Annotated in this window: 22 protein-coding genes and 1 pseudogene; 7 read left to right on the top strand and 16 right to left on the bottom strand. The window is 72.6% G+C overall.

The window, feature by feature from the left end; translation table 11 throughout:
• Window positions 1-47 precede the first annotated feature (47 nt).
• From MQE23_RS40335 to MQE23_RS40325, 3 genes are read left to right on the top strand one after another with little or no spacing between them, the layout of a single operon-like run.
• Window positions 48-968 (top strand): zinc ABC transporter substrate-binding protein, encoded by a 921-nt coding sequence (locus tag MQE23_RS40335; protein WP_020272435.1) that lies wholly within the window; start codon window positions 48-50, stop codon window positions 966-968.
• Window positions 965-1813 carry an ATP-binding cassette domain-containing protein gene (locus MQE23_RS40330; RefSeq protein ID WP_243381751.1) on the top strand — a complete coding sequence of 283 codons (849 nt, stop codon included), beginning with the start codon at window positions 965-967 and terminating at the stop codon, window positions 1811-1813. Before MQE23_RS40335 ends, MQE23_RS40330 begins: the two co-directional genes overlap by 4 nt.
• A complete protein-coding gene (locus MQE23_RS40325) occupies window positions 1810-2691 on the top strand; it encodes a metal ABC transporter permease (RefSeq protein WP_020272433.1) in 882 nt (293 codons plus the stop codon). The genes MQE23_RS40330 and MQE23_RS40325 overlap by 4 nt, the downstream gene beginning before the upstream one ends.
• 30 nt (window positions 2692-2721) lie before the next feature.
• On the opposite strand, the gene MQE23_RS40320 is transcribed toward MQE23_RS40325, so the two are convergent.
• From MQE23_RS40320 to MQE23_RS40305, 4 genes are read right to left on the bottom strand one after another with little or no spacing between them, the layout of a single operon-like run.
• Complete coding sequence (locus tag MQE23_RS40320) at window positions 2722-4419, bottom strand: amidohydrolase (RefSeq protein WP_243381750.1); 1698 nt, start codon at window positions 4417-4419, stop codon at window positions 2722-2724.
• A 48-nt stretch (window positions 4420-4467) separates the two neighbouring features.
• Window positions 4468-5451: an ABC transporter permease gene (locus tag MQE23_RS40315; protein ID WP_020273674.1), complete on the bottom strand. Its 984-nt coding sequence runs from the start codon at window positions 5449-5451 to the stop codon at window positions 4468-4470.
• Window positions 5448-7286 carry an ATP-binding cassette domain-containing protein gene (locus MQE23_RS40310; protein WP_243381749.1) on the bottom strand — a complete coding sequence of 613 codons (1839 nt, stop codon included), beginning with the start codon at window positions 7284-7286 and terminating at the stop codon, window positions 5448-5450. The genes MQE23_RS40315 and MQE23_RS40310 overlap by 4 nt, the downstream gene beginning before the upstream one ends.
• 10 nt (window positions 7287-7296) lie before the next feature.
• The gene (locus MQE23_RS40305; RefSeq protein WP_020273676.1) at window positions 7297-8307 is read right to left on the bottom strand and encodes a sugar ABC transporter substrate-binding protein; all 1011 of its coding nucleotides are present in this window, start codon (window positions 8305-8307) and stop codon (window positions 7297-7299) included.
• A gap of 232 nt (window positions 8308-8539) precedes the next feature.
• Between MQE23_RS40305 and MQE23_RS40300 the strand changes: the two genes are divergently transcribed.
• On the top strand, window positions 8540-9571 hold the full coding sequence (locus MQE23_RS40300) for a LuxR C-terminal-related transcriptional regulator (protein ID WP_020273677.1): 1032 nt from the start codon (window positions 8540-8542) through the stop codon (window positions 9569-9571).
• 15 nt (window positions 9572-9586) lie between these two features.
• On the opposite strand, the gene MQE23_RS40295 is transcribed toward MQE23_RS40300, so the two are convergent.
• Window positions 9587-10525 (bottom strand): TIGR03619 family F420-dependent LLM class oxidoreductase, encoded by a 939-nt coding sequence (locus tag MQE23_RS40295; RefSeq protein WP_037670181.1) that lies wholly within the window; start codon window positions 10523-10525, stop codon window positions 9587-9589.
• Window positions 10526-10629: 104 nt separating this feature from the next.
• On the opposite strand from MQE23_RS40295, the gene MQE23_RS40290 reads away from it, so the two are divergent.
• Window positions 10630-11202 carry a MarR family transcriptional regulator gene (locus MQE23_RS40290; protein ID WP_020273679.1) on the top strand — a complete coding sequence of 191 codons (573 nt, stop codon included), beginning with the start codon at window positions 10630-10632 and terminating at the stop codon, window positions 11200-11202.
• Window positions 11203-11219: 17 nt separating this feature from the next.
• On the opposite strand, the gene MQE23_RS40285 is transcribed toward MQE23_RS40290, so the two are convergent.
• The 10 genes from MQE23_RS40285 to MQE23_RS40240 all read right to left on the bottom strand — a co-directional run bounded on the left by MQE23_RS40285 (window position 11220) and on the right by MQE23_RS40240 (window position 21235).
• Window positions 11220-11912, bottom strand: coding sequence for a gamma-glutamyl-gamma-aminobutyrate hydrolase family protein (locus MQE23_RS40285; protein WP_243381747.1), 693 nt, complete (start codon window positions 11910-11912; stop codon window positions 11220-11222).
• Complete coding sequence (locus MQE23_RS40280; protein ID WP_020273682.1) at window positions 11909-13399, bottom strand: aldehyde dehydrogenase; 1491 nt, start codon at window positions 13397-13399, stop codon at window positions 11909-11911. The genes MQE23_RS40285 and MQE23_RS40280 overlap by 4 nt, the downstream gene beginning before the upstream one ends.
• A 64-nt stretch (window positions 13400-13463) precedes the next feature.
• Window positions 13464-14915 carry an APC family permease gene (locus tag MQE23_RS40275; protein WP_020273683.1) on the bottom strand — a complete coding sequence of 484 codons (1452 nt, stop codon included), beginning with the start codon at window positions 14913-14915 and terminating at the stop codon, window positions 13464-13466.
• 137 nt (window positions 14916-15052) lie between these two features.
• A complete protein-coding gene (locus tag MQE23_RS40270) occupies window positions 15053-15655 on the bottom strand; it encodes a TetR family transcriptional regulator (RefSeq protein WP_020273684.1) in 603 nt (200 codons plus the stop codon).
• Between the two features lie 55 nt (window positions 15656-15710).
• Window positions 15711-16556 carry a fumarylacetoacetate hydrolase family protein gene (locus MQE23_RS40265; protein WP_243381745.1) on the bottom strand — a complete coding sequence of 282 codons (846 nt, stop codon included), beginning with the start codon at window positions 16554-16556 and terminating at the stop codon, window positions 15711-15713.
• The gene (locus tag MQE23_RS40260) at window positions 16549-17469 is read right to left on the bottom strand and encodes a 3,4-dihydroxyphenylacetate 2,3-dioxygenase (protein WP_020273686.1); all 921 of its coding nucleotides are present in this window, start codon (window positions 17467-17469) and stop codon (window positions 16549-16551) included. Before MQE23_RS40260 ends, MQE23_RS40265 begins: the two co-directional genes overlap by 8 nt.
• Window positions 17462-18925 carry an aldehyde dehydrogenase gene (locus MQE23_RS40255; RefSeq protein WP_243381743.1) on the bottom strand — a complete coding sequence of 488 codons (1464 nt, stop codon included), beginning with the start codon at window positions 18923-18925 and terminating at the stop codon, window positions 17462-17464. The genes MQE23_RS40260 and MQE23_RS40255 overlap by 8 nt, the downstream gene beginning before the upstream one ends.
• A 99-nt stretch (window positions 18926-19024) precedes the next feature.
• Window positions 19025-19837: an acetoacetate decarboxylase family protein gene (locus MQE23_RS40250; RefSeq protein ID WP_243381742.1), complete on the bottom strand. Its 813-nt coding sequence runs from the start codon at window positions 19835-19837 to the stop codon at window positions 19025-19027.
• Window positions 19834-21045, bottom strand: coding sequence for an FAD/NAD(P)-binding oxidoreductase (locus tag MQE23_RS40245; protein WP_243381740.1), 1212 nt, complete (start codon window positions 21043-21045; stop codon window positions 19834-19836). The genes MQE23_RS40250 and MQE23_RS40245 overlap by 4 nt, the downstream gene beginning before the upstream one ends.
• 1 nt (window position 21046) lies before the next feature.
• Complete coding sequence (locus MQE23_RS40240; protein ID WP_020273690.1) at window positions 21047-21235, bottom strand: ferredoxin; 189 nt, start codon at window positions 21233-21235, stop codon at window positions 21047-21049.
• Window positions 21236-21573: 338 nt separating this feature from the next.
• On the opposite strand from MQE23_RS40240, the gene MQE23_RS40235 reads away from it, so the two are divergent.
• Window positions 21574-22923 carry a glutamine synthetase family protein gene (locus MQE23_RS40235; protein ID WP_037670185.1) on the top strand — a complete coding sequence of 450 codons (1350 nt, stop codon included), beginning with the start codon at window positions 21574-21576 and terminating at the stop codon, window positions 22921-22923.
• A 29-nt stretch (window positions 22924-22952) separates the two neighbouring features.
• Window positions 22953-24239, top strand: coding sequence for a cytochrome P450 (locus MQE23_RS40230; RefSeq protein WP_243381738.1), 1287 nt, complete (start codon window positions 22953-22955; stop codon window positions 24237-24239).
• A gap of 170 nt (window positions 24240-24409) precedes the next feature.
• On the opposite strand, the pseudogene MQE23_RS40225 reads toward MQE23_RS40230, so the two are convergent.
• A pseudogene (locus MQE23_RS40225) lies at window positions 24410-24949 on the bottom strand (alpha/beta hydrolase); the annotation flags it as partial.
• Between the last annotated feature and the right edge of the window lie 20 nt (window positions 24950-24969).

The raw sequence follows: 24969 nt of genomic DNA, 5'->3' as shown, positions 1-24969 counted from the left end.
GTGCCGAACACCCGGCACCCCCTCTGCACATCCGTCATGGAGGAGCCATGCCCCTGTCCACGTCCCGCCGCCTGGCGCTGCTGACCAGCGCGTCACTGGCCCTTCTCGCGGGCTGCGGCAGCTCTGCGGACTCCGCCGACGCCAAGAGCACCTCGGCCAAGGTGCCCGTGGTGGCCTCCACGAACGTCTACGGCGACATCGTGCGCAGCATCGGCGCCGACAAGGTCGACGTCACCTCGGTCATCAGCGACCCCGACCAGGACCCGCACTCCTACGAGGCCGACACGCAGAACCAGTTGGCCCTCTCCAAGGCGAAGGTCGTCGTCGAGAACGGCGGCGGCTACGACGACTTCGTCGACCGCATGCTCAAGAGCGGCCACAACGACTCCGCCCAGGTGATCAACGCCGTGCGGGTGTCCGGCAAGACCGCACCGAAGGGCGGCGAGCTGAACGAGCACGTCTGGTACGACTTCCCCACCGTCGCCCGCGTCGCCGACCGCATATCCGCGGCCCTCGCCAAGGCCGACCCGGCCGACGCGTCCGCCTTCAGGAAGAACGCCACGGCCTTCAAGGCCGAGCTCACGCCATTGGAGGCGAAGGAGGCCCGGATCAAGAAGGAGCACGGCGGTGCGGCGGTGGCGATCACCGAGCCCGTACCGCTGTACATGACAGAGGCGAGCGGCCTGGTGAACAGGACGCCCGCGGCGTTCAGCGAGGCGATCGAGGAGGGCGACGACGTCTCGCCCCGGGTCCTCCAGGAGAGTCTGGCCCTGTTCAGCGGCGGGAAGGTCAAGGTGCTCGTCTACAACGAGCAGACCTCCGGCCCGCAGACCGAGAAGTCCGAAGCGGCGGCCAAGGCGGCCGGCATCCCCGTCGTGCCCGTCACCGAGACCCTGCCGAAGGGCAAGGACTACCTCGGCTGGATGACCGCCAACGTCGACGCGCTCGCGAGCGCGCTGGCCAAGTGACCCCGGTGTCCCGGCAGGACGGCACGCCCGTCGTCAGTCTGCGCGACGGGGCCCTGTCCTACGGCGACCGCACGGTGTGGAGCGGCCTCGACCTCGACGTACGGCCCGGGGAGTTCCTGGCCGTGCTGGGGCCGAACGGGGCGGGCAAGACCAGTTTCGTACGGGCGCTGCTGGGCCGTCGGCCGCTGTCCGCCGGGACGCTGACCGTCCTCGGCCGGCCCGCTCGGGACGCCGCCCGGCACATCGGCTACGTCCCGCAGCAGGCGGCGCTGTCCGCGCAGGCCATGCTGCGTGCCCGGGACCTCGTGCGGTTCGGCATCGACGGGCACCGCTTCGGCCCGCGTCTGCGCACCGGCCCGGTCCGCCGCCGGGTGGACGAGATCCTCGAGTCGGTCGGGGCCGCGGCCTACGCCGACGTCCCGCTCGGCATGCTGTCCGGCGGCGAGCGGCAACGCGTGCGCATCGGGCAGGCCCTGGCGACCGAACCGCGCATTCTGCTGTGCGACGAGCCGCTGCTGTCGCTCGACCTGCACCACCAGCGGGCCGTCACCGGTCTGATCGACGCCCGGCGCCGCTCCCACGGCACGGCGGTGGTCTTCGTGACGCACGAGATCAACCCGGTGCTGGGGATGGTCGACCGGGTGCTGTACCTGGCCCCGGGCGGCCACCGGGTCGGCTCCCCGGACGAGGTACTGACCTCCGAGTCGCTGTCCGGGCTCTACGGCACGCAGGTCGACGTGGTGCGCGTGCGGGGCCGGGTCGTCGTCGCCGGGGCCCCCGACGAGCCGGCCGCGCCGCCGCACCATCCCGGGCAGGTTCACGAGACGGACGGAGTGCGCGCATGACGCTCGCCGACGGGGTCTGGCACCAGATCTTCGACTTCACGGACTACGGCGAACTCCTGGCCCTGGTCCGCAACTCGCTCATCGCGGGCGTGGCACTGGGGCTCGTGGGCGGGCTGGCCGGGGTCTTCGTCCTGATGCGGGACCTGCCGTTCGCGGTGCACGGCATCAGCGAGCTGTCCTTCGCGGGCGCGTCGGCCGCGTTGCTGCTGGGCGCGAACATCGTGGCGGGCTCGATCGCCGGTTCGCTCCTCGCGGCCGGGGCCATCGGGGTGCTGGGGACCCGGGCCCGGGACCGCAACTCGGTGATCGGCATCATCATGCCGTTCGGACTGGGGCTCGGCGTCCTCTTCCTCGCCCTCTACAAGGGCCGGGCGGCCAACAAGTTCGGCCTGCTCACCGGTCAGATCGTCGCCGTGGACACCCCGCAGATGTCGTGGCTGCTCGGCACGTCCGTGCTGGTGCTGATCGCCCTGGCGGTCATGTGGCGTCCGCTCGCCTTCGCCAGCACGGACCCGGATGTGGCTCAGGCCCGCGGGGTGCCGGTGCGTGCCCTGTCCTTCGCGTTCATGCTGGTGCTCGGGCTCGCGGTCGCCCTGTCGGTGCAGGTCGTCGGGGCGCTGCTGGTGCTCACGCTGGTCGTCACGCCGGCCGCGGCCGCCGCCCGCGTCACCGCGTCGCCGGTGCTGCTGCCCGTGCTGAGCGTGCTGTTCGCCGTGGCCTCGATCGAGGGCGGCATCCTGCTCGCGCTGGGCAGCAGCATTCCCATCAGCCCGTACGTCACGACGATCTCGTTCGGCATCTACGCGGTGTGCCGGGTGGCCGGGACGTACCGGACCCGGCGGTGGGGGTCGCGGGGGACGGCGGTGGGGGCGGCGTGACTCGGTGATCGCTTCTCGGCCCGCGTCGGCTCAGCGTTCGAAGACCACCCGCCCGTCGAACACCGTGAGATCCACCTGGACCTCGGTGATGTCGTGCGGGTCGAGGCCCAGCAGTGGTCGGTCCAGGACGCACAGGTCGGCGGCCCTGCCCGGCTCGACGGTGCCCTTCCAGTCGTCGGCGAAGTCCTGCCAGGCCGGGGTGGCCGTGTAGGCGCGCAGGGCGTCGGCGAGCGGCACGCACTGTTCGGGACCGCTGGCGCGTCCGCTGGCCTTGGACTCGCGGAGCATCATCGAGGCGACGCCCTGTCGCCAGTCGGGCTCGGTGATCGGCGCGTCGGAGCTGGCGCAGACCCGTACCCCGGCGTCGAGCGCGGAGCGCACCGGCCACTGGTAGGCGGAGCGTTCGGGGCCCACCACCTCGTCCATCAGGTCGGAGATGGTCCACTTGATGGCGGGGTTCATGTTGACGCCGTAGCCGTGCGCGGCGAGTTCGGCCAGGCTGCCGGGGCCGATGAAGTCTCCGTGGATGACGTAGTGGCGGGCGTCGGGTCGGGGCGCGGCCCGGTCGGCGGCGACGAAGGCGTCCACCACCGTGTCGATGGCGCGGTCGCCGGTGACGTGCACGCCGAGCTGGAACCCGGCCTCGTGGGCGACCCGGATCATCTCGCGCAGTTCGTCGGCCTGGAGCGCCGGGGTGTCGCCGTGCACGCACAGGGCGCCGTGCCCGCCCTGAGGGTAGGGCTCGTTCATCCAGGCCGTGCGGTTGGGCGGCACGCCGTCGCCGAAGATCTTGACGCCGATGGCCCGCAGCAGCCGGGGGTCGGCGGACTCGGGGCGGCGCAGTTCCGCCAGGCCCTTGCGGACGTCGTCGGCGGAGCCGCCCATGGGGGCGGGCAGCAGCAGGACGCTGACGCGCGCCCGGAGTTCGCCGCTCGCCGCGAGGTCCGCGTACGCGGTCCAGTTGTCGGTGCTCAGGCCGCCGAAGAGGGTGCCGGAGCCGCCGGGGCCGAGGCCGGGCTCGGTGTAGCTGGTGATGCCGCGGGAATGCAGTTCGCGGATCACGTTCTGGATGGCCTGGCGGCGCTGGGCGAGGGTGGGGGCGGGCAGGGCGGCCTGGACGAGCCGCCCGGCGGCCTCGCGCAGGATGCCGGTCGGCCGGCCGTCGGGGTCGTGGTCGATGACGCCGCCGGGCGGGGGCATGGTGTCCGCGTCGATGCCGCAGCGGCGCAGGGCCGCGGAGTTGGCCCACACCATGTGCGAGGAGAAGTCGGTCAGGCAGACCGGGTGGCCCGGCGCCACCGCGTCCAGGTCCCGGCGGTGCGGGAAGCGGCCCGGGTCGGCCAGGCACTCGGCGAGGTAACCGGGATCCCAGCCCAGGCCGACGATCCACGCTCCGTCCGGGACGTCCCGTGCCGCCCGGGCCACGGCCGCGGCGATGTCGCCGATGGACCCCACCGCCGGATGGCCGACGTCGATGGCGAACGGCGGCTTCGTCATCCCGTAGGCGGCTCCGTGCAGATGCGAGTCGTTGATGCCGGGCAGCACGGTCCGACCGTCCAGTTCGACGATCCGGGTGCCGGGCCCGGCCAGGGCGCGCATCTCCGCGTCGCTGCCCACGGCCAGGATGTCCCGGCCGCGTACGGCGACGCCTTCGGCGACGGTGAAGCCGGTGTCGACGGTCAGGACCTGGCCGCCGGTCAGGACGAGAGTGGGAGCGGTGTCGCTCACGGTGACCTCTTTCTCAGGGGGAAGGGGAACAGCACCCCATGGGGGGGATCAGCGCCCCGTGCGGGGTGCGAAGTACGCCAGGGCCGCGCCGGCCACCAGCGCGACGCCCTGGGCCATCTGCTGCCAGAACGTCGGCACGTTCAGCAGGGTCAGCCCGTTCTGCAGGCCGCCGAGGAAGAGCACGCCGAGCAGGACGCCGAGGATCGAGCCGGAACCGCCGCTGAGGGCCACTCCGCCGACCAGCACGGCGGTGAGCACGGCCAGCTCAAAACCGGCCCCTGAGGTTCCGGCCACCACGCTGTCCAGGACCGACGCCTTGACGGCACCGGCCAGGGCGGCGGCCACGCCGGTCACGACGAACAGCGCGAACGGGGTGCGGCGGACCTGGATGCCGGAGAGGTGGGCGGCCTCCCGGTTGACGCCGATGGCGAAGACGTGCCGTCCGGCCGGGGTGACCGCGAGGAACAGCGCGCCCGCCGCCAGGACCACCGCCGCGATGACGACCGGTGCCGCGATCCCGGCGATCCGCGCCCCGCCGATCCAGGCGAACCCGGAGCCGAAGCCGCTCAGCGGCAGCGGGAACAACTGCTGCGCCAGCCCGCGTACGGCGGTCAGCATGCCGAGCGTGACGATGAACGCGGACAGGCCGAAGTAGCAGCACAGGACGCCGTTCACGGCACCGACCACCGCCCCGGCGGCGAGCGCCCCGAGCAGGGCGACGGCGGGCGACTGGTGGTGCTGCCCGGCCAGCCAGCCCGCGACAAGACCGCCGAGGGCGAGCGTGGAGCCGACCGACAGGTCGAGGTATCCGCTGATGACGAGCAGGGCCAGCGGGACGGCGACGATCGCGAGGGTGGCGGCGTCGGTGGCGATGCCGCCGAGGTTGGCCGGGTCGAGGAAGCTGCCCGTGGTCAGCTGGAAGACCACCACCATCGCGACGAGCACGAGGAGCAGGGGGTTGCGGCGCACGGTGGTCAGCCCGCCCGTGGCGATCAGACGCGGGCGCGTGAGGACGCGGTCGGCGGTGGTCATGCTGCTCCTTCGGCGGGCAGGGGGTCGGGATCGGCGTCGTGGACCGCCGAGAGCAGGGCCTGTTCGGTGAGTCCCGGGCCGGAGAGCTCGCCGACGATCCGTCCCCGGGCGACGATCAGGCAGCGGTCGGCGAGCGCCACGATCTCCTCGGGGTCGCTGGACGCGAACAGCACGGCGGTGCCGCGCTCGGCGGCGAGCCCGGACACCACCCGGTAGATCTCCTGACGGGCCCCCACGTCGACGCCCTGGGTCGGCTCGTCCAGCAGCAGCACGTCCACGTGCCGGGCGTCGTTGATCCACCGGCCCAGGACGAGCTTCTGCTGGTTGCCGCCGGAGAACGCGCCCACCGGCAGCCCGGGCCGGGCCGGGCGCAGCCCCACCGCCGTGGCCAGCGCGTCGAACACGCGCCGTTCGGTGCGCAACGCCCGTACGTGGCACCGGGCCAGGGTCCGGACGGCCGGCAGCAGCGTGTTGTCCTGCGCGGACAGCGACGGGAACAGGCCCTGTGCGCGCCGGTCCGCCGGTACGAGCGCGATTCCGGCGCCGAGCGCGTCGGCCGGCCGGGCGGGGCTGACGGTGTGTTCGCCGACCCGGAGGGTTCCGGCGGTGGCTCGGCGCCGGCCGTAGAGCGTCTCCAGGATGCGGGTCCGGCCGGAGCCGATCAGCCCGAACAGACCGACGCGTTCGCCCTCGGCGACCGTCAGACCGACGGGCCCGAAGCCGGGACCGCGCAGGGCTTCGACGATCAGCCGGGGCGGGGTCGGTGCGCGCCCCGGCTCGGGCGTGTCGAGGCCCGGCGTGTACTCGTACCGGTCGGGAGTGCGCGGCGGCTCCTGGGCGTCCGGGCTCGGCGTGCGACCCGCGTCGTGCCCTGCCGGGCCGGACACGTGCTGCGGCCCTTGGGCGTCCGGGCTCGGCGTGCGACCGGCGTCGGAGCCCGCCGAGCCGGACACGTGCTGCGGCCCTTGGGCGTCCGGGCTCGGCATGCCACGCGTCTCGTCCCCGTCCGCTCCGGGCGCGTACCGCGGCCGCCGGGCGTCCGGGCCGGTCCTGCGCGGCGGCTCCGGCGCGTCCGTGCCCGTGGCGCACCGAGGCCCGTGCGCGGCCTGAGTCGGCCTGCCCGCGATCGCCTCGACCAGGTCGCGCCGGGTCTGTCCCGCCACCGTCGCCTGGTGGGTCACCCGGCCGTCGCGCAGTACGGTCACCGCGTCCGCGAGCCGTTCCACCTCCGACAGCAGGTGGGTGACGTAGACGATGGCGAGGCCCTGCGCGCGGAGGTCCTCGACACGTTCGGCCAGGGCGTCGGTCTCCGCGCCGGACAGGGCCGCGGTCGGCTCGTCGAGGACCAGGACGGCGGCGCTGCGGCTGAGGGCCTTGGCGATCTCGACCAACTGCCGCTGCCCCATGGGCAGATCGCCCACCCGGTCGCGCGGGGAACACCGGGCCGCGACCCGCTCCAGCAGCCCGGCCGCGACCTCCTCCTGGGCGCGGCGGTCGATGCGGCCGTACCGGGTCCACTCCTGGCCGAGGAAGATGTTCTCCGCCACGGTCAGAGCGTCGACCACGCTCAGGGACTGGAAGATGATCGCCACGCCGGCCGCGATCGACTCGCGCGGGGTGAGGCGGCTGTACGACGTGCCGCCCACCTCGATGGTGCCCGCGTCGGGCGGGTAGGCGCCGCCGAGGCACTTGATGAGGGTGGACTTGCCGGCGCCGTTGTGGCCGAGCAGGGCGTGCACCTGCCCGGCGGGCACGGTGAGGTCCACGCCGTCGAGAGCGCGGACGCCGCCGAAGGACTTGGTCAGGCCGCGGATGCGGAGGTTCGTGGTCGTCATGAGGGGGGCCTCAGGCGTTCTGCGCGAGCAGGGCGTCGATCTCGGCGGTGTCGGCGTGCTGGACGAGCGCGACCGGCACCTGGACGCTGGGGTTCGCCTTGCCGGCGGCGACGGCGCGCGGCACGTCGACGATGGCGGCGGCTATGTCCTTCGGGGCCAGGGCCGCGGAGGCCCGGTAGAAGGTGCCCTGCTTGACGGCGAGGAGGGAGGGCGCGGACCCGTCCTGGCCGCCGACGAAGGTCCTGGCGTCGTCGGCGGCGCGGCCCGTCTGCTGGAGGGCCTTGAATCCGCCGTACGCGGCAGCGTCCGTGACACCGAGGACGAGGTTGAGGTCGGGGTGCTTGGCGAGGATCGCCTTCGTCTTCGACAGGCCCGTGTCCGGGTCGATGGCCTGTTCCCGCGCCACCACGTCGACGCCGGGCGCCAGCCTGGTGAAGGCGTCGATCATGCCCTTGGTGCGTTCGCGTCCCAGCTCGATGGTGCTGTCGGTGAGGAAGGCGATCTTGCCCTTGCCGTCGAGGTGCTCCTCGGCCCACTTCGCCGCGGCCTCGCCTAGCAGGGTGCCGCCCCTGCGGAAGCTGAACTGGATGTCGGCGCTCTGGTGTTGCAGGGAACCACCGTAGGTGACCCAGATCAGTCCCGCGTCCAGTGCCGCCTTGGCGACGGGCTCGGCGGCCTCGAAGACCATCGGGAAGGACACGATCGCCGGGACCTTGCGGGCGACCCAGGTGTTGAGGTTGCTCGCCTGTGTGTCGGCGCTGGCGTTGTCGCTGGTCGTGAGCAGCGAGATGCCGTGCTTCTTGGCCTGGGCGGTGGAGAGCTTCACCAGGGTGGAGTAGAGCGGGAGTTGGGTGAAGGGGTAGTCGAGTCCGATCTTCGTCAGGCGCGTGCCGCCGGAGGGCGACGGCTCGGCCGACGCGGCCGTGTTCCGTGGCGCCGAACATCCGGCGGCCGCCAGGGCTGTGGCGGCGGAGAGAGCGAAGAAGTGCCGGCGTGAGGGTGTGGACAGGGGTGGGGTCATGGCGGGGGCTCTCCGAGGGGCGGGCCCGACTGGAGCGGGCGTCCGGGTGTGCCGAACAGGAAAGACCCGCCGGGCCCGCCGCACCATCCGTACAAATACCGACTGCGAACGACAGCCGGCGGATCACGGGCCCTTCGCACGACAAGACGGTGGCCCCCTTGCCGGAGCCGGACCGACCCCCCTATCGTTAGACCCCAAACGATATCGCGCCCGAGCCGCCCGGAGGCTCGCCATGCCCAGCCACCACCAGATCGCGGCAGCAGCACGCATCGGCATGCTCACCCGCGAGCGCGACACCACGTCGGCCTCCGCGCAGGCCCTGCGCGAACTCGCCCGCGCCCTGCCGCTGGACGCGGCGACCCTGCTCACGATCGACCCGCTGACCGGCTCCCACGTCCAGGTCGCGAGCATCGGCTACACGGCCGCGGCCTCGCAGGCCATGGCCGGGGAGTTCGTCGCGACGCCGTGGTACCGCAACGTCGTACGGCGCGAGCTGCCACCGTCCATCTCCGAGGACGCGGAGGACACCGACGACGCCGGGCCGCGCTTCCGGCACGGCTGGTTCTACGCCGAGCGGGTCCGGCCGGCCGGCTTCCGGGACGGCGTCACGGGCGCGCTGCGGCACCGGGGCCGGCTGGTCGGCCTGGTCCACCTCTCCACCGAGAGCGCGGACGCCTACGACACGGACGCCCGCCGGCTCCTCGCCTCCGTGATGCCCGCCCTGGCCGCACTCGCCGACCCGCTCGCCCACGCCGGGGACCTGCACGGCCTGGCGGCGGAGGATGCGGCGAGCCTGGTCACCGGCGACGGCGGGGTGATCGACCTGCCGGGCCGGGACCGGCCGCGGGTGCTGCGGGAGGCCGACGGGTTCCGCGCGCTGCTCGACGCCTTCACCGGCACGGGCGGCCGGCGGCTGCGCCTGCTGTGGCCGGCCGGCGGCGGCTGGCAGCGGGTCCTACTGCACCGGCACCCCGCGGGGCCCGGCCTCGCGTCGGCGGCGGTGCTGGTGCACGAGACGCCCACGGAACTGCCGTACGGGCTGAGCCCACGGGAGCTGGACGTGCTCACCCGGGCGGCCACGGGGCAGACCAACCAGGCCATCGCGCAGGCGCTGTTCCTGTCCCCGCGGACCGTGCACAGCCATGTCGAGCATCTGCTGCGCAAGACCGGATGCGCCTCCCGTGCGCAGGCGACCGCGCTCGCGGTCCGGGACGGGCTGCTGCGGCCGGACCCGGACCACCTGACACGGTTCGTCGAGCGGTGATCCGGGCCGTGGCGGTCAGGACGTCAGCTTCTCCACACGCCGCATGACGTCCCGGCAGAACTCCCCCACCCCGTCGGGGTCGTCGATGAACTGGTTGGGCTTGACGCAGAAGGTGGTGAAGCCCTGCTCCAGCTGCTCGGGGATGACGGCGAGCGCCGCGCCGAGGTCGGCCGGCGAGCGGTCGTCGGGGAAGACGGCCCGGGTGCCGCCGATCATCTCCAGGTCGGCGACGTCCCGCCCTGCCGCGGCCATCGCCTCCTTGAGCGCCTGGAGGTCCTCCGGTGTGGGCCGGCCGAGCGGATGGAAACCGTGGCCGTACCGCACGAGGCGGCGCAGTACGGGCCCGTGCAGCCGCTGTCCGCCGAACCAGAGCCGGGGGCCGTCCGGGCGGTGCGCCTTGGGCTCGAAGTAGACGTCCTGGAAGGGGTAGTGCGGCCCGTCATGGGAGAGCGGCGACGGTCCCCAGGCCTTGGCCCAGACCTCCAGGTGCTCGTCGAGGAGCCGCCCGCGCCGGGCGAAGGGCACACCGAGGGCGTCGTACTCGTCCTTGCTCCAGCTGACCGTGGGCTGCACGACGAGACGCCCCTGACTGAGGAGGTCCAGGGTGCCGAGCTCGCGGGCGAGCAGCAGGGGATGGCGCAGCGGGGCGAGGACGGCCGCGGCGGCCAGGCGCAGCCGGGAGGTGACGGAGGCGATGGCGGCGAGCAGCAGCAGGGAGTTGGGCCAGGGGGTGTACGGGTCCTGGTTGCCCGGGAGGGCGTAGTCGCGGGGGTTGCCCATGATTCCGGCGGCCGCCGCGTCGGGGCCGAGGACGATGTGCTCGCTCACCATGACGGCGTCGAAGCCGGCGTCCTCGGCCTCGCGGGCCCAGCGGACGGCGGCGGGCAGGTCGGCCCGGCCGCCGGTCAGCGTCCAGTTCTCGCTGAGGACGAGGAGCATGCGGGGAGTGGGCATGTCGGATTTCCCTTTCGTCTCCGTACAATTTGAGTCCGAACGACCGGACGGCGAGGATGCGCCGCCCGGGTGTGACGCCTCGCGACCAGACGAAGGAGCCGCCCGTGCCGGGCCATCGATCCATCACCGAGGCCGAGAAGCTCGCAGCGGCGAAGCTCGGCGGTGCTCCGATCCGCCGGGAGCAGATGGCGGCGGTGGCGAACATCTACCGGGCCGCGTCCGCCGTGCGGCAGCACCTGGAGAACTCGGTGCTGCGCGGCTCCGACCTGACGTGGACCGCCTTCGTGGTGCTGTGGGTGGTCTGGGTGTGGGGCGAGTCGGAGACCCGGCACGTGGCGGAGGAGGCGGGGATCTCCAAGGGCACGCTGACGGGTGTGGCGCGCACACTGGAGTCGCGGGGCCTGTTGCGGCGGGCGGACCATCCGAGCGACGGGCGGCTGGTGCTGCTGAGCCTCACCGAGGAGGGCGACGCGTTCATGCAGCGGGTCTTCCCGGCGTTCAACGCGGAGGAGGCGTTCGTCACGGCCCGGCTCAGCGACGCGGAGTGCCGCAGCCTCGCCGAAGGGCTCCGGAGTGTGGTGCTCCAGGTCGAGGAGCAGGGCGAGGAGCGGCGGCAGTCCCTGCTGGGCGGTGCCGAGCCCGCACCGCGGCGCAGCGGGCGGCGGCCCCGGGCCTGACCGACTCCCGCCGCGACTCACCGGGCCGCGGCCCGGACGAGGGCGTCGAACAGGCCCTGCTGGGCGGGGTCCTCGTGTGCGGTGTCCTCCGGGTGCCACTGGACGGCGGTGAACCAGCCCCTGGCGCCCGGGAGTTCGAGGGCCTCGACGGTGCCGTCCGCCGCTCGGGCGGTGACGTGGAGGCCCGTGCCCAGGCGGTCGACGCGCTGGTGGTGATAGCAGGACGCGTCGGTCTTCTCGACACCGGTGGACCGGGCGACGACCGAGCCGGGTTCCAGGGCGACGGGGTGCACGAGGTGCCGGTGCTCGCGCTGCGGGCCGCCCATGTCCTGCTCCAGGGTGCCGCCGAGGGCCACGTTCACGGCCTGGAGGCCGCGGCAGACCGCGAGCAGGGGCAGGCCCGACTCCAGGGCGTGCCGGGCGACGTCGAGGTCGAAGGTGTCCTGGAGGGTGTCGACGTCGTAGACGGTGTCGTGGGTGTCGGTGGCGCCGTAGCGGGAGGGGGCGAGGTCGCCGCCGCCGGGGAGCAGGACTCCGTCGAAGCGGGCGAGCCGGGCGGCGGTGCCGGTGTCCGCCGGGTGGATGCCGACCGGTTCGCCGCCGGCCCGCCAGACGGCCTCGATCAGGGAGCGGGCGTTGACCTCTGCGGCGTAGCGGAGGGCGGAGGTCCGCGCGGAGAACCGGGCGGGGATCGCGATCAGCGGCCTCACAGCTGGATCCAGGTGGTCTTGAGCTCGGTGTACTTCTCCAGCGCGTGGACGGACTTGTCACGCCCGTTGCCGGACTGCTTCATGCCGCCGAAGGGCACGGTCAGGTCGCCCTCCTCGTAGCAGTTGACCCAGACTGTCCCGGCCCTCAGCGCACGGGAGACCCGGTGGGCGGTGGACAGGTCGGAGGTCCACAGGCCGGCGGCGAGGCCGTACTCGGTGGCGTTGGCCAGCCGGACCGCCTCGTCGAGGTCGTCGAAGGCGAGCACCGACAGGACGGGGCCGAAGATCTCCTCCCGCGCCAGGCGCGACCCGGGGTCAACGCGGTCGAAGACGGTCGGCTCCAGGTACGTCCCGCCCGTCTCGGCGAGGACGCGGTCGCCGCCGGTGCGCAGCCGGGCGCCCTCGTCGACGCCGTGACGGATGTGACCGGCCACGCGGTCCAGGTGTGCCCGGCCGACGAGAGCGCCCATCTCCGTCTCCGGGTCGAGCGGGTCGCCGACCTTCAGTTCGCGGGCCCGCCGGACCACGGCCTCGGTGACCCGCTCGGCGATCGAGGTGTGCACGAGCAGCCGGGAGGGGGCCGTGCACATCTCGCCCTGGTTGAAGAAGATGCCCCAGGCGGCGGTGGCGGCGGCCCGGTCCAGGTCGGGGGCGTCGGGCAGGACGATGTTGGGCGACTTGCCGCCGAGTTCCAGCCAGACGCGCTTGAGGTTGGAGTCGGCGGCGTAGCGCAGGAAGTGGCGGCCGACGGCGGTGGAGCCGGTGAACGCCAGGACGTCGACGTCCGGGTGGAGGCCGAGGGCGCGTCCGGCGGTGGGGCCGTCGCCGGTCACGACGTTGAGCACGCCGGGCGGGATTCCGGCCTCGGTGGCGAGACGGCCCAGGAGCAGGGCGGACAGCGGGGCGTTCTCCGAGGGTTTCAGGACGACCGTGCAGCCGGCGGCCAGTGCCGGGGCGATCTTCCAGCCGGCCAGGGTCAGCGGGAAGTTCCAGGGGACGACCGCCCCGACCACGCCGGCGGGTTCCCGGGTGACCAGGGCGAGGGCGTCCGGGGCGGTGTGCGGGGCGGAGTCGGTGAGCTTGTCCGCGAGCTGCCCGTACCAGCGGAAGGTGCTGATGACGGCCCGCAGTTCGATGCCGTACGCGTCCGAGATCGGTTTGCCCATCTCCAGGCTGACCGTGAGGGCGAGTTCCTCGCGCCGCTCTTCGAGCAGATCGGCGAGGCGGAGCAGGGCCCGGCCGCGCTCGGCGGGTGCCAGGCGCGGCCACGGGCCGGTGTCGAAGGCGCGCCGGGCGGCGGCGACGGCCGCGTCGACCTCGGCGGCGCCGCCGTCCGCGACGTCGGCGACGACCCGGCCGTCCCGCGGGGACACGACCGGGAACACCGCCCCTCCGCCGGCCTCCTCGGCGCCGTCGATGTGATGGGCACCGGAGAGCTGGAACGCCTTGGCGCGGCGCAGCCACTCGTCGTGGGGGACGGCCGGCATGAAGGTTCCTCCTTTGGTCTCAAACGATAGGGGCGGGGCTGTCCGCGGACGACCGCGCTCGTGGTCAGCCGCCGGCGGCCCTGCCCCGCACCCGTGCGGCGACGAGGCCCAGCGCCATGACGACCGGGACGGACAGCGTGAGCCACAGGGCGGTGGTGCGTTCGCCGCCGATGAGGGTGGTGAAGTTGGCCAGGATGAGCCAGATCGCGCCCGCGATGCCGAGCGCGCCCAGGGCGGGTGCGATGAGCGTGTTCCAGGGGCGGGTGTCGAGACGGGCGCGGCGGAAGAAGACGACGACCGACACCGAGGTCAGCAGGTACAGCAGCATCATCGCCAGGACGGCGACGCCGCTGAACCAGGAGAACAGCGTCAGCACCGGGTCCTTGCCGGCCAGCGCGAAAGGCACGACCAGGAGGACGGCGAGCACCGTCTGGGCGCACCCGGCGGTCCAGGGCGCGTGGCGCCGGTTGAGCCGGCACAGCCGCAGCGGCAGCAGCCGGTCGCGGCCGAGGGAGAACAGGTAGCGGTTGGCCGAGTTGTGGAAGGTGAGGATGCCGGCGAAGAGGGACGTGGCGAGCAGGACGGGCAGCACGTCTCCCACCCAGCCGCCGAAGTCGGCCGCGATGGGCGCGAAGACGAACCCGGCACCGTCACCGCCCTCCAGGGCCTTGCCCGCGGCCGCGGTGGCCCGGGAGGCGCCGTAGGAGGAGATGAGCATCCAGGAGACCAGGGCGAAGAAGCCGGTGACGACGGCGACCGCGAGGTACGTGGCCCGCGGCACGGTCTTCTTCGGCTCGCGGGCCTCCTCGCCGTAGATGGCGGTGGCCTCGAAGCCGAACATGGAGGCCACGGCGAACATCACGGCCACGCCCGGGGCGCCGTCCAGGGCCGCGGACGGGGAGAAGCTGTCGGCGAGGCCGAGCCCCTCGGGTCCGCCGCCCTTGACGAGGGTGACCAGGGCGAAGACCGACAGGATGCTGAACTCCGCGAGGACGAACACGGCGAGGACCTTGGCGCCCATCTCGACACCGGCCGCCCCGAGCGCCTGGACGACGGCCATGGTGGCCAGCGTCCAGACCCACCACGGCAGGTCGAGGCCGGTGTGGCTCGCGACCAGGCCGCTGGCGATGGCGCCGTAGAGGCCGTACATGGCGGCCTGGATGGTGCAGTAGGCGAAGAGCGCGAGACCGGCACTGCCGGTGCCGGTGGTGCGGCCGAGGCCCTTGCCGATGTACGTGTAGAAGGCGCCCGCGTCCACCACGTGGCGGCCCATGGCGACGAAGCCCACCGAGAACAGCAGGATCACCAGGCCCGCCACCAGGTAGGCGGCGGGCACGCCGGGGCCGTTGCCGAGGGCCACGGCGATGGGGGCCGCGCCGGCGATGCCGGTCAGCGGGGCCTGGGCGGACAGGACGAAGAAGAGGATGCCCAGGACGCCGAGGGCGTTGGGCTTGAGCGTGCCTGCGGTGGGCGCGTCCGGGGTCGCCGTGTGCCGGGAGACCGTCTGACTGTCCACTCGGATCACCTGCCAGAGGGAGGACGGATCGTTTCAGGCCAAACGAGTTGCCTCATCGTGGGGCGGAACTATCCGTTTGGCAAGGGGTGAGGGACGAGGAATTCCAGCGCGGCGGGGCGTGCGGGGACCGGTGCGGGTCAGGCCTCGTCGCCGCGGCGCTCGGCGAGCAGGCGCAGCACCGAGCGCAGCTCCTCCAGGGCCTCGTCGATGACCTCGCGCTCGCCGAAGACCAGCTGATGCAGGACGAGTCCCTCCAGCGTGGCGAAGACCATCCGGGACAGGCCCTCGTCCACCGGGCCGGGCAGCATCTGGGTGAGCTCGCGCCGGGTCGCGTCGAAGTACTCGTCGTACAGCGACCGCAGGTGGGCCAGGAGCTCGGGGCGGCGCCGGGACTCCAGCAGCAGTTCGTACTGGAACGCCTGGAGGTCGGGCCCGGACTCCACCATGTCCGTCAGGCCCACCGAGAAGTCGGCGGCCTCGCCCGTGCCCGGTTCGAGGGCGCTGCTGCTCAGGGAGGACCGGATGGCGTGGGTGAGGGCTTCCTCGATCAGGGCGTCACGGGAACCGAAGTGGTGCACGACCAGTCCGTGGGTGACACCGGCCTCCTCCGCCACCGCCCGGTAGGTGAGCCTGCGCAGCCCACCCCGGGCCACGACACGCACGGCGGCCTCCAGCAGGGCCTCGCGGCCCGTGCCGTAGTGCACGCGCTTGCGGGGGCGGCGGCCGGCGGGCTCGGTCATGCCCGCGACCCTACCCGGGGCGCTCCGCTCCCCGACGCGGTGGCCGCAGCCCGCGTCAGCGACGCGGTGGCCGGATGCCACGGAACTCCCAGTCTCCGCCGAGCGCGGTCGACAGCACCTCCTCCGACTCGGTGGGCTGGGCGCCCACGTCCGTGCGGATGGCGGTCGGCCCGGTCACGATGTGGTTGGTGAGCCGCCCGAGCCCCTCGACCTCCACCTCCACGACGTCCCCGGGCTGTACGGGACGCGAGTTGGCGGGTGTGCCGGACAGCAGTACGTCTCCGGGCTGCAGCGTGATGGTGCGGGCGATGTCGGCGACGAGGTAGTGCATGTCCCACGTCATCTCGTCGGTCGAACCGTCCTGCACCACCTGTCCGTTGACGTAGGTCCGCAGCCGCTTGCCGTGGAAGTCCCAGTCGGTGACCAGTCCGGGGCCGAGCGGGCAGAGCGTGTCGGAGCCCTTGACGCGGAGCATGGAGCCGGCGTCGGTGTCGCGGAAGTCGTGCAGGCCGTAGTCGTTGGCGACGGTGTAGCCGGCGATGTACTCGCCTGCCTCGGCCGGGGAGACGTTCCGTGCCGTCCTGCCGATGACGATGGCGACCTCGCCCTCGTAGTTGAGCCACTTGCAGCCCTCGGGGCGGACGATGGCGCCCCCGTGGGCGTTGAGGGCGGAGACCGGCTTGTGGAAGTAGGTGGGGGTGTCGGGCAACCCGATCCGGAACTCGTCCACCCGGCTGCGGTGGTTGAGATGAACGGCGATGACCTTGGAGGGCACGACCGGCGGCAGATGCCGCGCGTCGTCGGTCTTGACGCGGCGGCCGTCCCCCGCGACGAGTTCGTCACCGTCGACGGTGACCTGGACGGCGGCGCCGTCGAGGAGGATGCGGCGGTACTCAGGCATGGGCGGACTCCTGCGCGGGGGTGTGGTCTGCGGTCCAGCCGTCGGCCGGCCGGTCGAACCAGAGGTGGACCTGGCCGGTGCCGACGGAGTTCTCGTATGCGCCGTACTGCCGGGCCCGGGCGACGCAGCCCCGCTCGCCGAGGGCACCGGCCAGCATCAGGTAGTGGAAGAACTTCGCCTCGGGCTTGTACGTCCAGAACTCGTCCATGGTGTCGAGGACCTTGTCGTGACGGCCCTCCCTGAACCAGGCGATGCGTTCCAGGTCTGCCTCGCGGGCCTCGGGCGTACGGATGTGCACCGGGTCGCTGGCCTCGTGGTCGCGCAGTTCGCGCAGCGGCCAGAAGGTGTGCGAGAGGGCGCCGGAGGCGATGAGCAGCACCCGGCGTCCCGGGGTGGCGGCGATGCCGTCGGCGAGCGCCCGCCCGAGCCGCAGATGGTCCTCCATGTCACCGGTCTGGCAGACCCCGATGGTGATCCACCGCTTGTCGGGAAGGCCCTCGCCCAGGTACTTCCAGAGGTTGAGGGTGGCGTAGTAGATCGGCAGGTACTCGTCGTCGATCGGGGTGATCCAGGTGCCGTGCCTGTCCGCGAACTTCGCCACGTTGTGCGCGAGTTCCGGATCGCCCGGGAAGTCGTACGGCATCCGGCACATGCCACGCGGCAGCTCCTCCGAGGTGAACAGCCCCGCGCGCCGCTGCTGCGCGGTCACGACGAACTCGACGGTGGTCGCCCAGTGGGAGTCGAGCACCACCACGGTGTCGTAGTCGGCACGCTCGAAGACGTCCCTGCGGAGCTCCCGGAGCCCGGTGACGAGGGTGATCTCCTTGCCCTCGTTCAGCTCCAGCCGCTCCTCCTCGGGCAGCACGATGGTGGGCACGTGGGCGAGCAGCCCGGCCCCGGCGATCTCACCCATGGTCCTGGTTCCATCCCTTCGGGGCGGTGACGGTGTTCTTCAGGTCGCAGTAGAAGTCGAAGCTCCAGGTGCCGCCCTCACGTCCGACACCGGACTGCCGGGAGCCGCCGAAGGGCGCCCGGAGGTCGCGTACGAAGAAGCAGTTGACCCAGACGGTCCCGGCGACCAGCTGCCCGCCGACCCGCTCGGCGCGTTCCCGGTCGCCGGTGACGACGGTGGCGGCCAGCCCGAAGCGGGTGTCGTCGGCGAGCCGGACGGCTTCGTCCTCGCCGGCGAAGGTCTGGAGGGTCAGGACCGGCCCGAAGACCTCTTCCTGCACGATCTCCGAGTTCTGCGCGACGTCGGTGAGCAGGGTCGGCGCGTAGTACTGCCCGTCCTTGCGATGCCCCCCGATGACCGCCCGTGCCCCGGCGGCAACGGCCCGCCGCACGAATCCGTCGATCTTCTCCAGCTGGCGCGGATGGATGGTGGGCCCGACGTCGGTGGCCTCGTCGCGGGGGTCGCCTTGGGTGAGGGCGGACGCCCTCTGAACGAACCGGCGGGTGAACTCCTCGGCGACCGACTCCTCGACGAGCAGCCGGGTGCCCGCGAGACACACCTGCCCGGCGTTGTCGTACTGCTCGACGGCGAGGTCGACGGCCAGGTCGAGATCGGCGTCGGCGAAGACCAACAGGGGCGACTTTCCGCCGAGTTCGAGGCTCAGCGGGGTGAGGTTCGCGGCTGCCGACGCGGCGATGCGCCGGGCCGTCGGCACCGAGCCGGTGAAGCTGATGCGGCGTACGTCCGGATGCGAGGTGAGGGCGTCACCGACCTCGGAGCCATGGCCCTGGACGACATTGAGGACACCGGCGGGCAGTCCCGCCTCGGCGGCGATGTCGGCCAGCAGCGAGGCGGTCAGCGGCGACCACTCGGCGGGCTTGAGGACGACGGTGTCGCCGGCGGCGAGGGCAGGGGCCACCTTCCAGGTGGCCAGCATCAGGGGCGCGTTCCACGGGGTGATCAGCACGCAGGGTCCGGCCGGGTCCCAGCTGACGTGGTTGGTGTGCCCCCGCGTCTCGAAGTCCTCGTGGTCGAGCGTGAGCAACCAGTCGGCGAAGAAGCGGAAGTTGTGGGCGACACGGGGCATCACGCCCCGCCGATGCGACCGCAGCAGCGCACCGTTGTCGGTGGTCTCGACGATCGCCAGCTCCTCGATCCGCTTCTCGACGCCATCGGCGATGGCGTGCAGGATGCGGGCGCGTTCGGCGTGCGAGGTGCCGGCCCAGGCGGGGAACGCGTCCCGGGCGGCGGCGACAGCGGCCCGGGCCTCGGCGGGGCCGCCTCGGGCGATCTCGCCGAGCTCACTGCCGTCGATCGGAGAGTGGTCGGTGAAGGTACTGGCGGAGGCAACGCGCCGACCGCCGATCCAGTGCCGGGTGTCGACGGAGACACCGGCGACGGTGATCTTGTCAAGCATGAAATGAGCTCCTCTTTTTGACAGGGGGCGGGTTCGTGCCCTCAGGGGCGTGGGGAACCGCGCGAACGACCACGGCGAACCTGCACCCGCCCACCGGCATCACTCGGCAGACGCCCCCGACATACCGGCCTCCAGCAGCCGCCCGCCGTCCCAGACCACGCCAACCTGGCTGTAATACGCGGCGATGGGCTCCCGGATCTCCAGCCGGGCCAGCTCCTCGGTCGGCGCCTCGAACAACTCCAACTCCGCTTCCCCGACCCACGGCCGGCCGCCCTCGAAGGAAGCCGCCCCCGACTCGATCAACTCATCGAGCGCCAGCCCCTTCCCCTTCTCGATCGACGGCAGCCACCGGTGATGCGCCATAGGATGGGCATTGACGAACCCGCCGCTCTCGGAAGGCTCCCGCAGCGTCACCACGGCCTGCGCGATACGCCGATCCGCAGCCGCCAGCGTCGCCCCGAAGCGCGCCCCCGCCTCGATCCGCGGAGCGGGCCCGTACGGATGCGGCCGCGTCTGATGGATGGAGCCGAGCTTCTTCGGATATCCCTGATGCAGCCCGCGCGCGATCGCGAAGTCCTTGTCCACCCAGATGTAGACGCACCGCGAGTACGTCCGCCCCCGGTACGTGCAGCGCACCACCGCGAACACCTCCTTGTACTGCGCCCGCACCGGATCCAGCAGCTCCTCCCCCGACGCCGAGCAGGACTGCCAGTCGGCCCAGATCAGAGCGACCGCCCCGGGATCCTCCTCGGCCAACTCCAGTGGCTCGGGGAGCAGTTCACGCACCCGCGCCGGGTCGGTCCGGTACTCGACCGTCAACAGGTCACCGGAGTACCGCCAGGGTGGAGAGGGAATCAGCGACGACGCACCCGTCGCCGTCTTGGGATGGAAGTAACCACGAAGACCGGTCACGAGAGGGCTCCTTGGGAGATGAGGGCGGGCTGCTTCAGCAGTTCGGCGCGGAACCGGGCCGCGGCACGGGTGACGGAAGGCCCCCCGAGGGCGACGACGCCGACCAGCCGTCCGTCGCGGTGGTAACCGACCAGCACGTCCCCCGCGATGTCACCGTCCAGGACCCGGACGTCACCGAGCCCCAGGGCGGGCGCGCCGAAAGACTGCAACCGGAAGTCGTGCTGGTCGCTCCAGAAGGTGGGCAGCGGCGCGAAGGGCGCCAGGCCGGCCTCGCCGCCGACCAGTACCTTCGCGGCGTGCTTGGCCGAGTCGGTCGGCACGGACCAGTGCTCGACCCGCCGCGGCACACCGTCGTAGCGGGCGTTCGGGAAGCGGGCGACATCCCCGACCGCGACGACGTCCGGCCGGCCTCCGACCCGCAGGTGCTGATCGGTGAGAACCCCGTCGCTCAGATCCAGCCCGTTGCCGTCCAGCCACTCGGTGTTGGCGACCGAGCCCACGGACTCCACCACCACATCGGCGGGAAGCACGGATCCGTCACTCAGCACGACACCGGTGACACGGTCGTCCCCTTCGAACGCGGTCACACCCTGACCCAGCACGAAAGCGACCCCGCGCTCCTCGTGCCGCGTGAGCAGCACACGCGCGAGCATCTCGCCGAGCGGCCCCACCATGGGCAGCGGCAGCGGATCGACGACGGTCACCTCGGCCGCACCGAGCCCGACGGCCGTCGCGGCGACCTCGCAGCCGATGAACCCGGCGCCGATCACGACCACGCGCACGCCGGGCCGGGTCAGCTCGTCCCGCAGGACCTGGGCGTCGTCGATCGTCCGGACCGTGTGACGGCCCTCGACCGGCCCGGGGCAGCGCAGCCGCCGGGGCCGCATCCCGGTGGCGACGACCAGCCCGTCGTAGGAGAGCACCGCGCCGTCGTGGAGCTCGACGGTCCGCTCGGCGAGCCGGACCGTGGTGACCCTCGTGCCCAGCCGCCACTCCACGTCGGCCGCGGACGGCTTCGGGGTGAAGGCGAGCGACGCGAAGGACGCCTTGCCCGCGAGGACCTCCTTGGACAGCGGGGGCCGGTTGTACGGCCGGTGCGGCTCGTCGCCGATCACCGTGATGCCGCCGGTCCAGCCCGCGGCGCGCAGCTGCTCGGCCGCCCGGAGTCCGCCGAGGGAGGCGCCGGCGACGACGATGCGACCGCTCATGTCAGTCCTCGATCCGGATGGCCTGGAGCGGGCAGACGTCCGCGGCCTCCTCGACCTCGTCGCGCAGGGCGTCGTCGGGGTCGGGGACGTGGGCAAGCCTGCCGTCGTCGTCCATCCGGAAGACGTCGGGGGCCGCGAAGACGCACTGGCCGTGGTCCTGGCACTTGTTCATGTCGACGACGACCTTCATGGCCGGTCCTCCTGAATGTGAGGGCGTCGAAGCGGGGTGAAAGGGGCCCGGCCGGAAGGGGCCGGGCCCCGGCCAACGGGGTGCGATCACCGCAACCCGAACTCGTTTGGCTTCAAACAAGGTAGGTAGGGGCAGGGCTCTGGTCAATAGCTATCCGGATGGATAAATTCTTGCCCCGCCCTCTTGCGGCACCCTCGGCCCACCCCTACCGTTTGGCATCAAACAAAGCTCCGGGCGGTCCCTGGCTCCGCCGCGCCCGGGCGCTCGTTCCCCACGCCACCCGCCTCCCCGGCCTCCTGGTCCCGGAGGTGTCCCGACATCCGCCCGAGGAGACAACGGTGAGCGCTCACGACCTTGCAGAAGTCCGCCGCCACATGGAGCGGCTCGCCGCCGACGGCATCGACGTGGTCCGGGTGACCTATCCCGACCTCATCGGCACCGACCGGGCGCGTGACGTGCTGCTGGAGGAGCTGCCCCGGGCCTGTGAGCACGGTCTCGCGTTCTGCCGGGCCGTCTACCACACCAGCCCGCAGGGCGACGTGGTCCCGGTCAGCGGCGGGCTCGACGCGGGGCTGCCCGACATCTGCGTACGCCCGGACCTCGACACGCTGGTGCCGCTGCCCTGGGAGCCGGGGGTGGCCGTCTGTCTGGGGGAGGTCCTCGACCCGGCGACCGGCGCACCCGCGCCGGAGTCACCTCGTGACCTGCTGCGCGCCGTCCTCGCCCGGTGCGCCGAGCACGGGCTGCGGCCGGTGGTCGGACCCGAGCTGGAGTACTTCCTGTGCGAACGGGACCCGGCCGGCGGCTGGCGCCGCTACGCACCCGATCCCGGGGTCGTCTACACGGCCGGGCTGCGCGCCGACCCGGACAACCACCTGCTGCGCACCCTGCGCCACGTGCGCGATCTGAGGGTCGGGGCGATCAGCGGCAACCACGAGTTCGACGGCGGCCAGATCGAGATCAACCTGGCGCACTCCGACGCCGTGTCGGCCGCCGACCGGTCCTTCCGCTTCAAGGCCGCGATCAAGGAACTGGCCCGCAAGGAAGGCAGACTGGCCACCTTCATGGCCAAGCCCTTCAACGACGCGGGCGGCTCCGGCTTCCATCTCCACCTCTCCTGCGACGACACCGAGGGCCGCAACACCTTCGACGACCCGTCGGGCCCCTACGGCCTGTCCGCCACCGCCCGGCACGCCGTCGCCGGCATCCTCGCCCACGCGCCCGCCCTGGCCGCGCTGCTCAACCCCACCGTGAACTCGTACAAACGCTTCGGCCCGGACACGCTCGCGCCCTGGCTGATCGACTGGGGGCTGGACAACCGCAGCGCCATGGTGCGCATCCCGCCCGAGCGAGGCTCCGGCGCCCGGCTCGAACTGCGGCTGGGCGACGCGAGCGCCAACCCCTACCTGGCGATCGCCGGGACGACGGCCGCCGCCCTGCTGGGCGTCCTGGCCGGCGAGGAACCGCCCGCGCCGCTGGAGGGCTACGGCTACGACACCGCCCGCTCCGCCGTCCTGCCGCAGACCCTGTCCGGCGCGCTGGACGCGCTGGAGGCGGACACCGCCCTGACCGGCCTGCTCGGCAAGGGCTTCACCACGTCCTTCCTCTCCTACAAGCGCGACGAGGTCGAACGCTTCCACCGGCACGTCACCGACTGGGAGTTCACCGAGTACGCCTACCACCTGTGACGCCACCCGTGACGCCGAGGAGCCTGCCGATGACGACCGAGACCCCGCCCGACGCCGTGCGCGAGCCGCTGCCCCTGGCCGACGTGAACCTCGCCGACCTGGACCGCTTCACGGACGGCGTCACCCCCTGGCGCATGTTCCACACCCTGCGCCACGAGGACCCGGTGCACTGGCAGCCCGAGGAGGCGCCCAACTCCGGGTTCTGGGCGGTGACCCGGCACCGGGACATCGTCCGGGTCGACCGTGACTCCGAGACCTTCACGTCCACGAAGTTCGTCAACCTGGAAGAGGTCGACGACGACCAGATCAAGAAACGCGCCTCCATCCTCGAACTGGACGGGGTCCGGCACCGGGCGCTGCGCAGCCTGATCCAGCGGCAGTTCGGCGCGAGCGTGATCAGCGGCTACAGCGACTTCCTGCGCGGACTGACCGCGCGGACCCTCGACGCCGCCCTCGCCAAGGGCCGTTTCGACTTCGTGGCGGACGTCTCGGCGGACTTCCCGATCAACGTCCTCGCCCGGCTGCTGGACGTGCCCCCGCAGGACAACCAGAAGCTCATCGACTGGGGCAACCGCATCATCGGCCACACCGACCCCGACTACGCGGACGTCCTGCTGCACAGCGAGGAGAGCGAGCAGTACCGCGACCTGCCCTTCCGCTCCCCCGCGTCGCTGGAGGTCTTCGAGTACGGGCGGGAGCTGGCGCGGCAGCGCCGTGGCGGCGACGGCACGGACCTGATCTCCCGGCTGGTCAACACCACACCCCGGGACGGAGTCCCGCTCTCCCCGCAGGACTTCGACAACTACTTCCTGCTCCTGGTCGTCGCCGGCAACGAGACGACCCGCCACACCATCTCCCACTCCATGCTGGCCCTCATCCAGCACCCCGAGCAGTTGGCCCGCCTCCACGAGGACCCCTCACTGATCCCGGGCGCGGTCGAGGAGTTCCTGCGCTGGGCCTCCCCCGTCTACCACTTCCGCCGCACCGCCACCCGCGACGTCGAGCTGGGGGGCAGGCGGATCAGGGAGGGCGACAAGGTGGTCATGTGGTTCGCCTCCGGCAACCGCGACGAGGAGGTCTTCGGCGACCCGTACGACTTCGACGTCACACGGACGGACAACGACCACGTCACCTTCGGCAAGGGCAGCCCCCATCTGTGCCTGGGCAACCTGCTCGCGCGCACCGAGATCCGGATCATGTTCGAGGAACTGATCCCGCGCCTTGCGGACATCCGCCTGGCGGGCGAGGTGCCGCGGGTGCGCTCCAACTTCGTCAACGGCATCAAGAAACTGCCGGTCGAGGTCACGATGGTCTGACGCGGTTCATCCACTCGCGCAGCAGCCGGATCGTCCGCTCGACGTGCTCCTCGTGCAGGTAGTGCCCGCTGTCCGGCCAGTGGTCGACGCCGGGAGCCGGGCACGGTCAGGGTGCCGCGCTCCCAGGCGGCCGCCTCCGCCGAGGTCCACACCGTGAGCGCGGGCCGGGTGCGGCGGCGCAGGTACGCCTCGCTGTGCGGACGGATGCCGACCGCGCCGGGGACGGTGTACATGCCGGCATAGGACTGCGCGATGACGTGGCCGGGGGTGCCGAGCAGGGTGCGCAGGTGCGCCGTGCGCAGTCCGGGCGGTGCGGTGGGGCCGAAGGCGGCGGCGACGAAGGCCGCCGCGGCGCGGGCGCCGTTCGCCCGGTAGTCCGCGAGCCGGGCGGGGATCTCCGCCACCTCGGTGCCGTGGGCGCCATGGGCCGGGTACAGGGCGACGACCGAGCGGACCGGATGCGGGTGCCGTACGGCGAGCAGGTTGACGACCTGGCCGCCCATCGAATGGCCGACGGCCGTCACCGGCCCTGGGTCGAGGGTGTCCAGCAGCGCGGCCAGGTCGTCCGCCATCTCGGCGGGTGTGTTGCCCTCGTCCGGCACCTCCGAGCGGCCGTGTCCGCGCAGATCGGGCACGATCACCCGGAAGTCTCCGGCCAGGGCCTCGGCGTGCGGGGACCACTCACGGCCGTCCCCGCCCCAGCCGTGCACCAGCAGCACGGCAGGGGCGC

This window comes from Streptomyces sp. HP-A2021 (assembly GCF_022807935.1).
Classification (GTDB): Bacteria; Actinomycetota; Actinomycetes; order Streptomycetales; family Streptomycetaceae; genus Streptomyces; species Streptomyces afghaniensis.
This window is presented reverse-complemented; position numbering and strand designations above follow the sequence as displayed.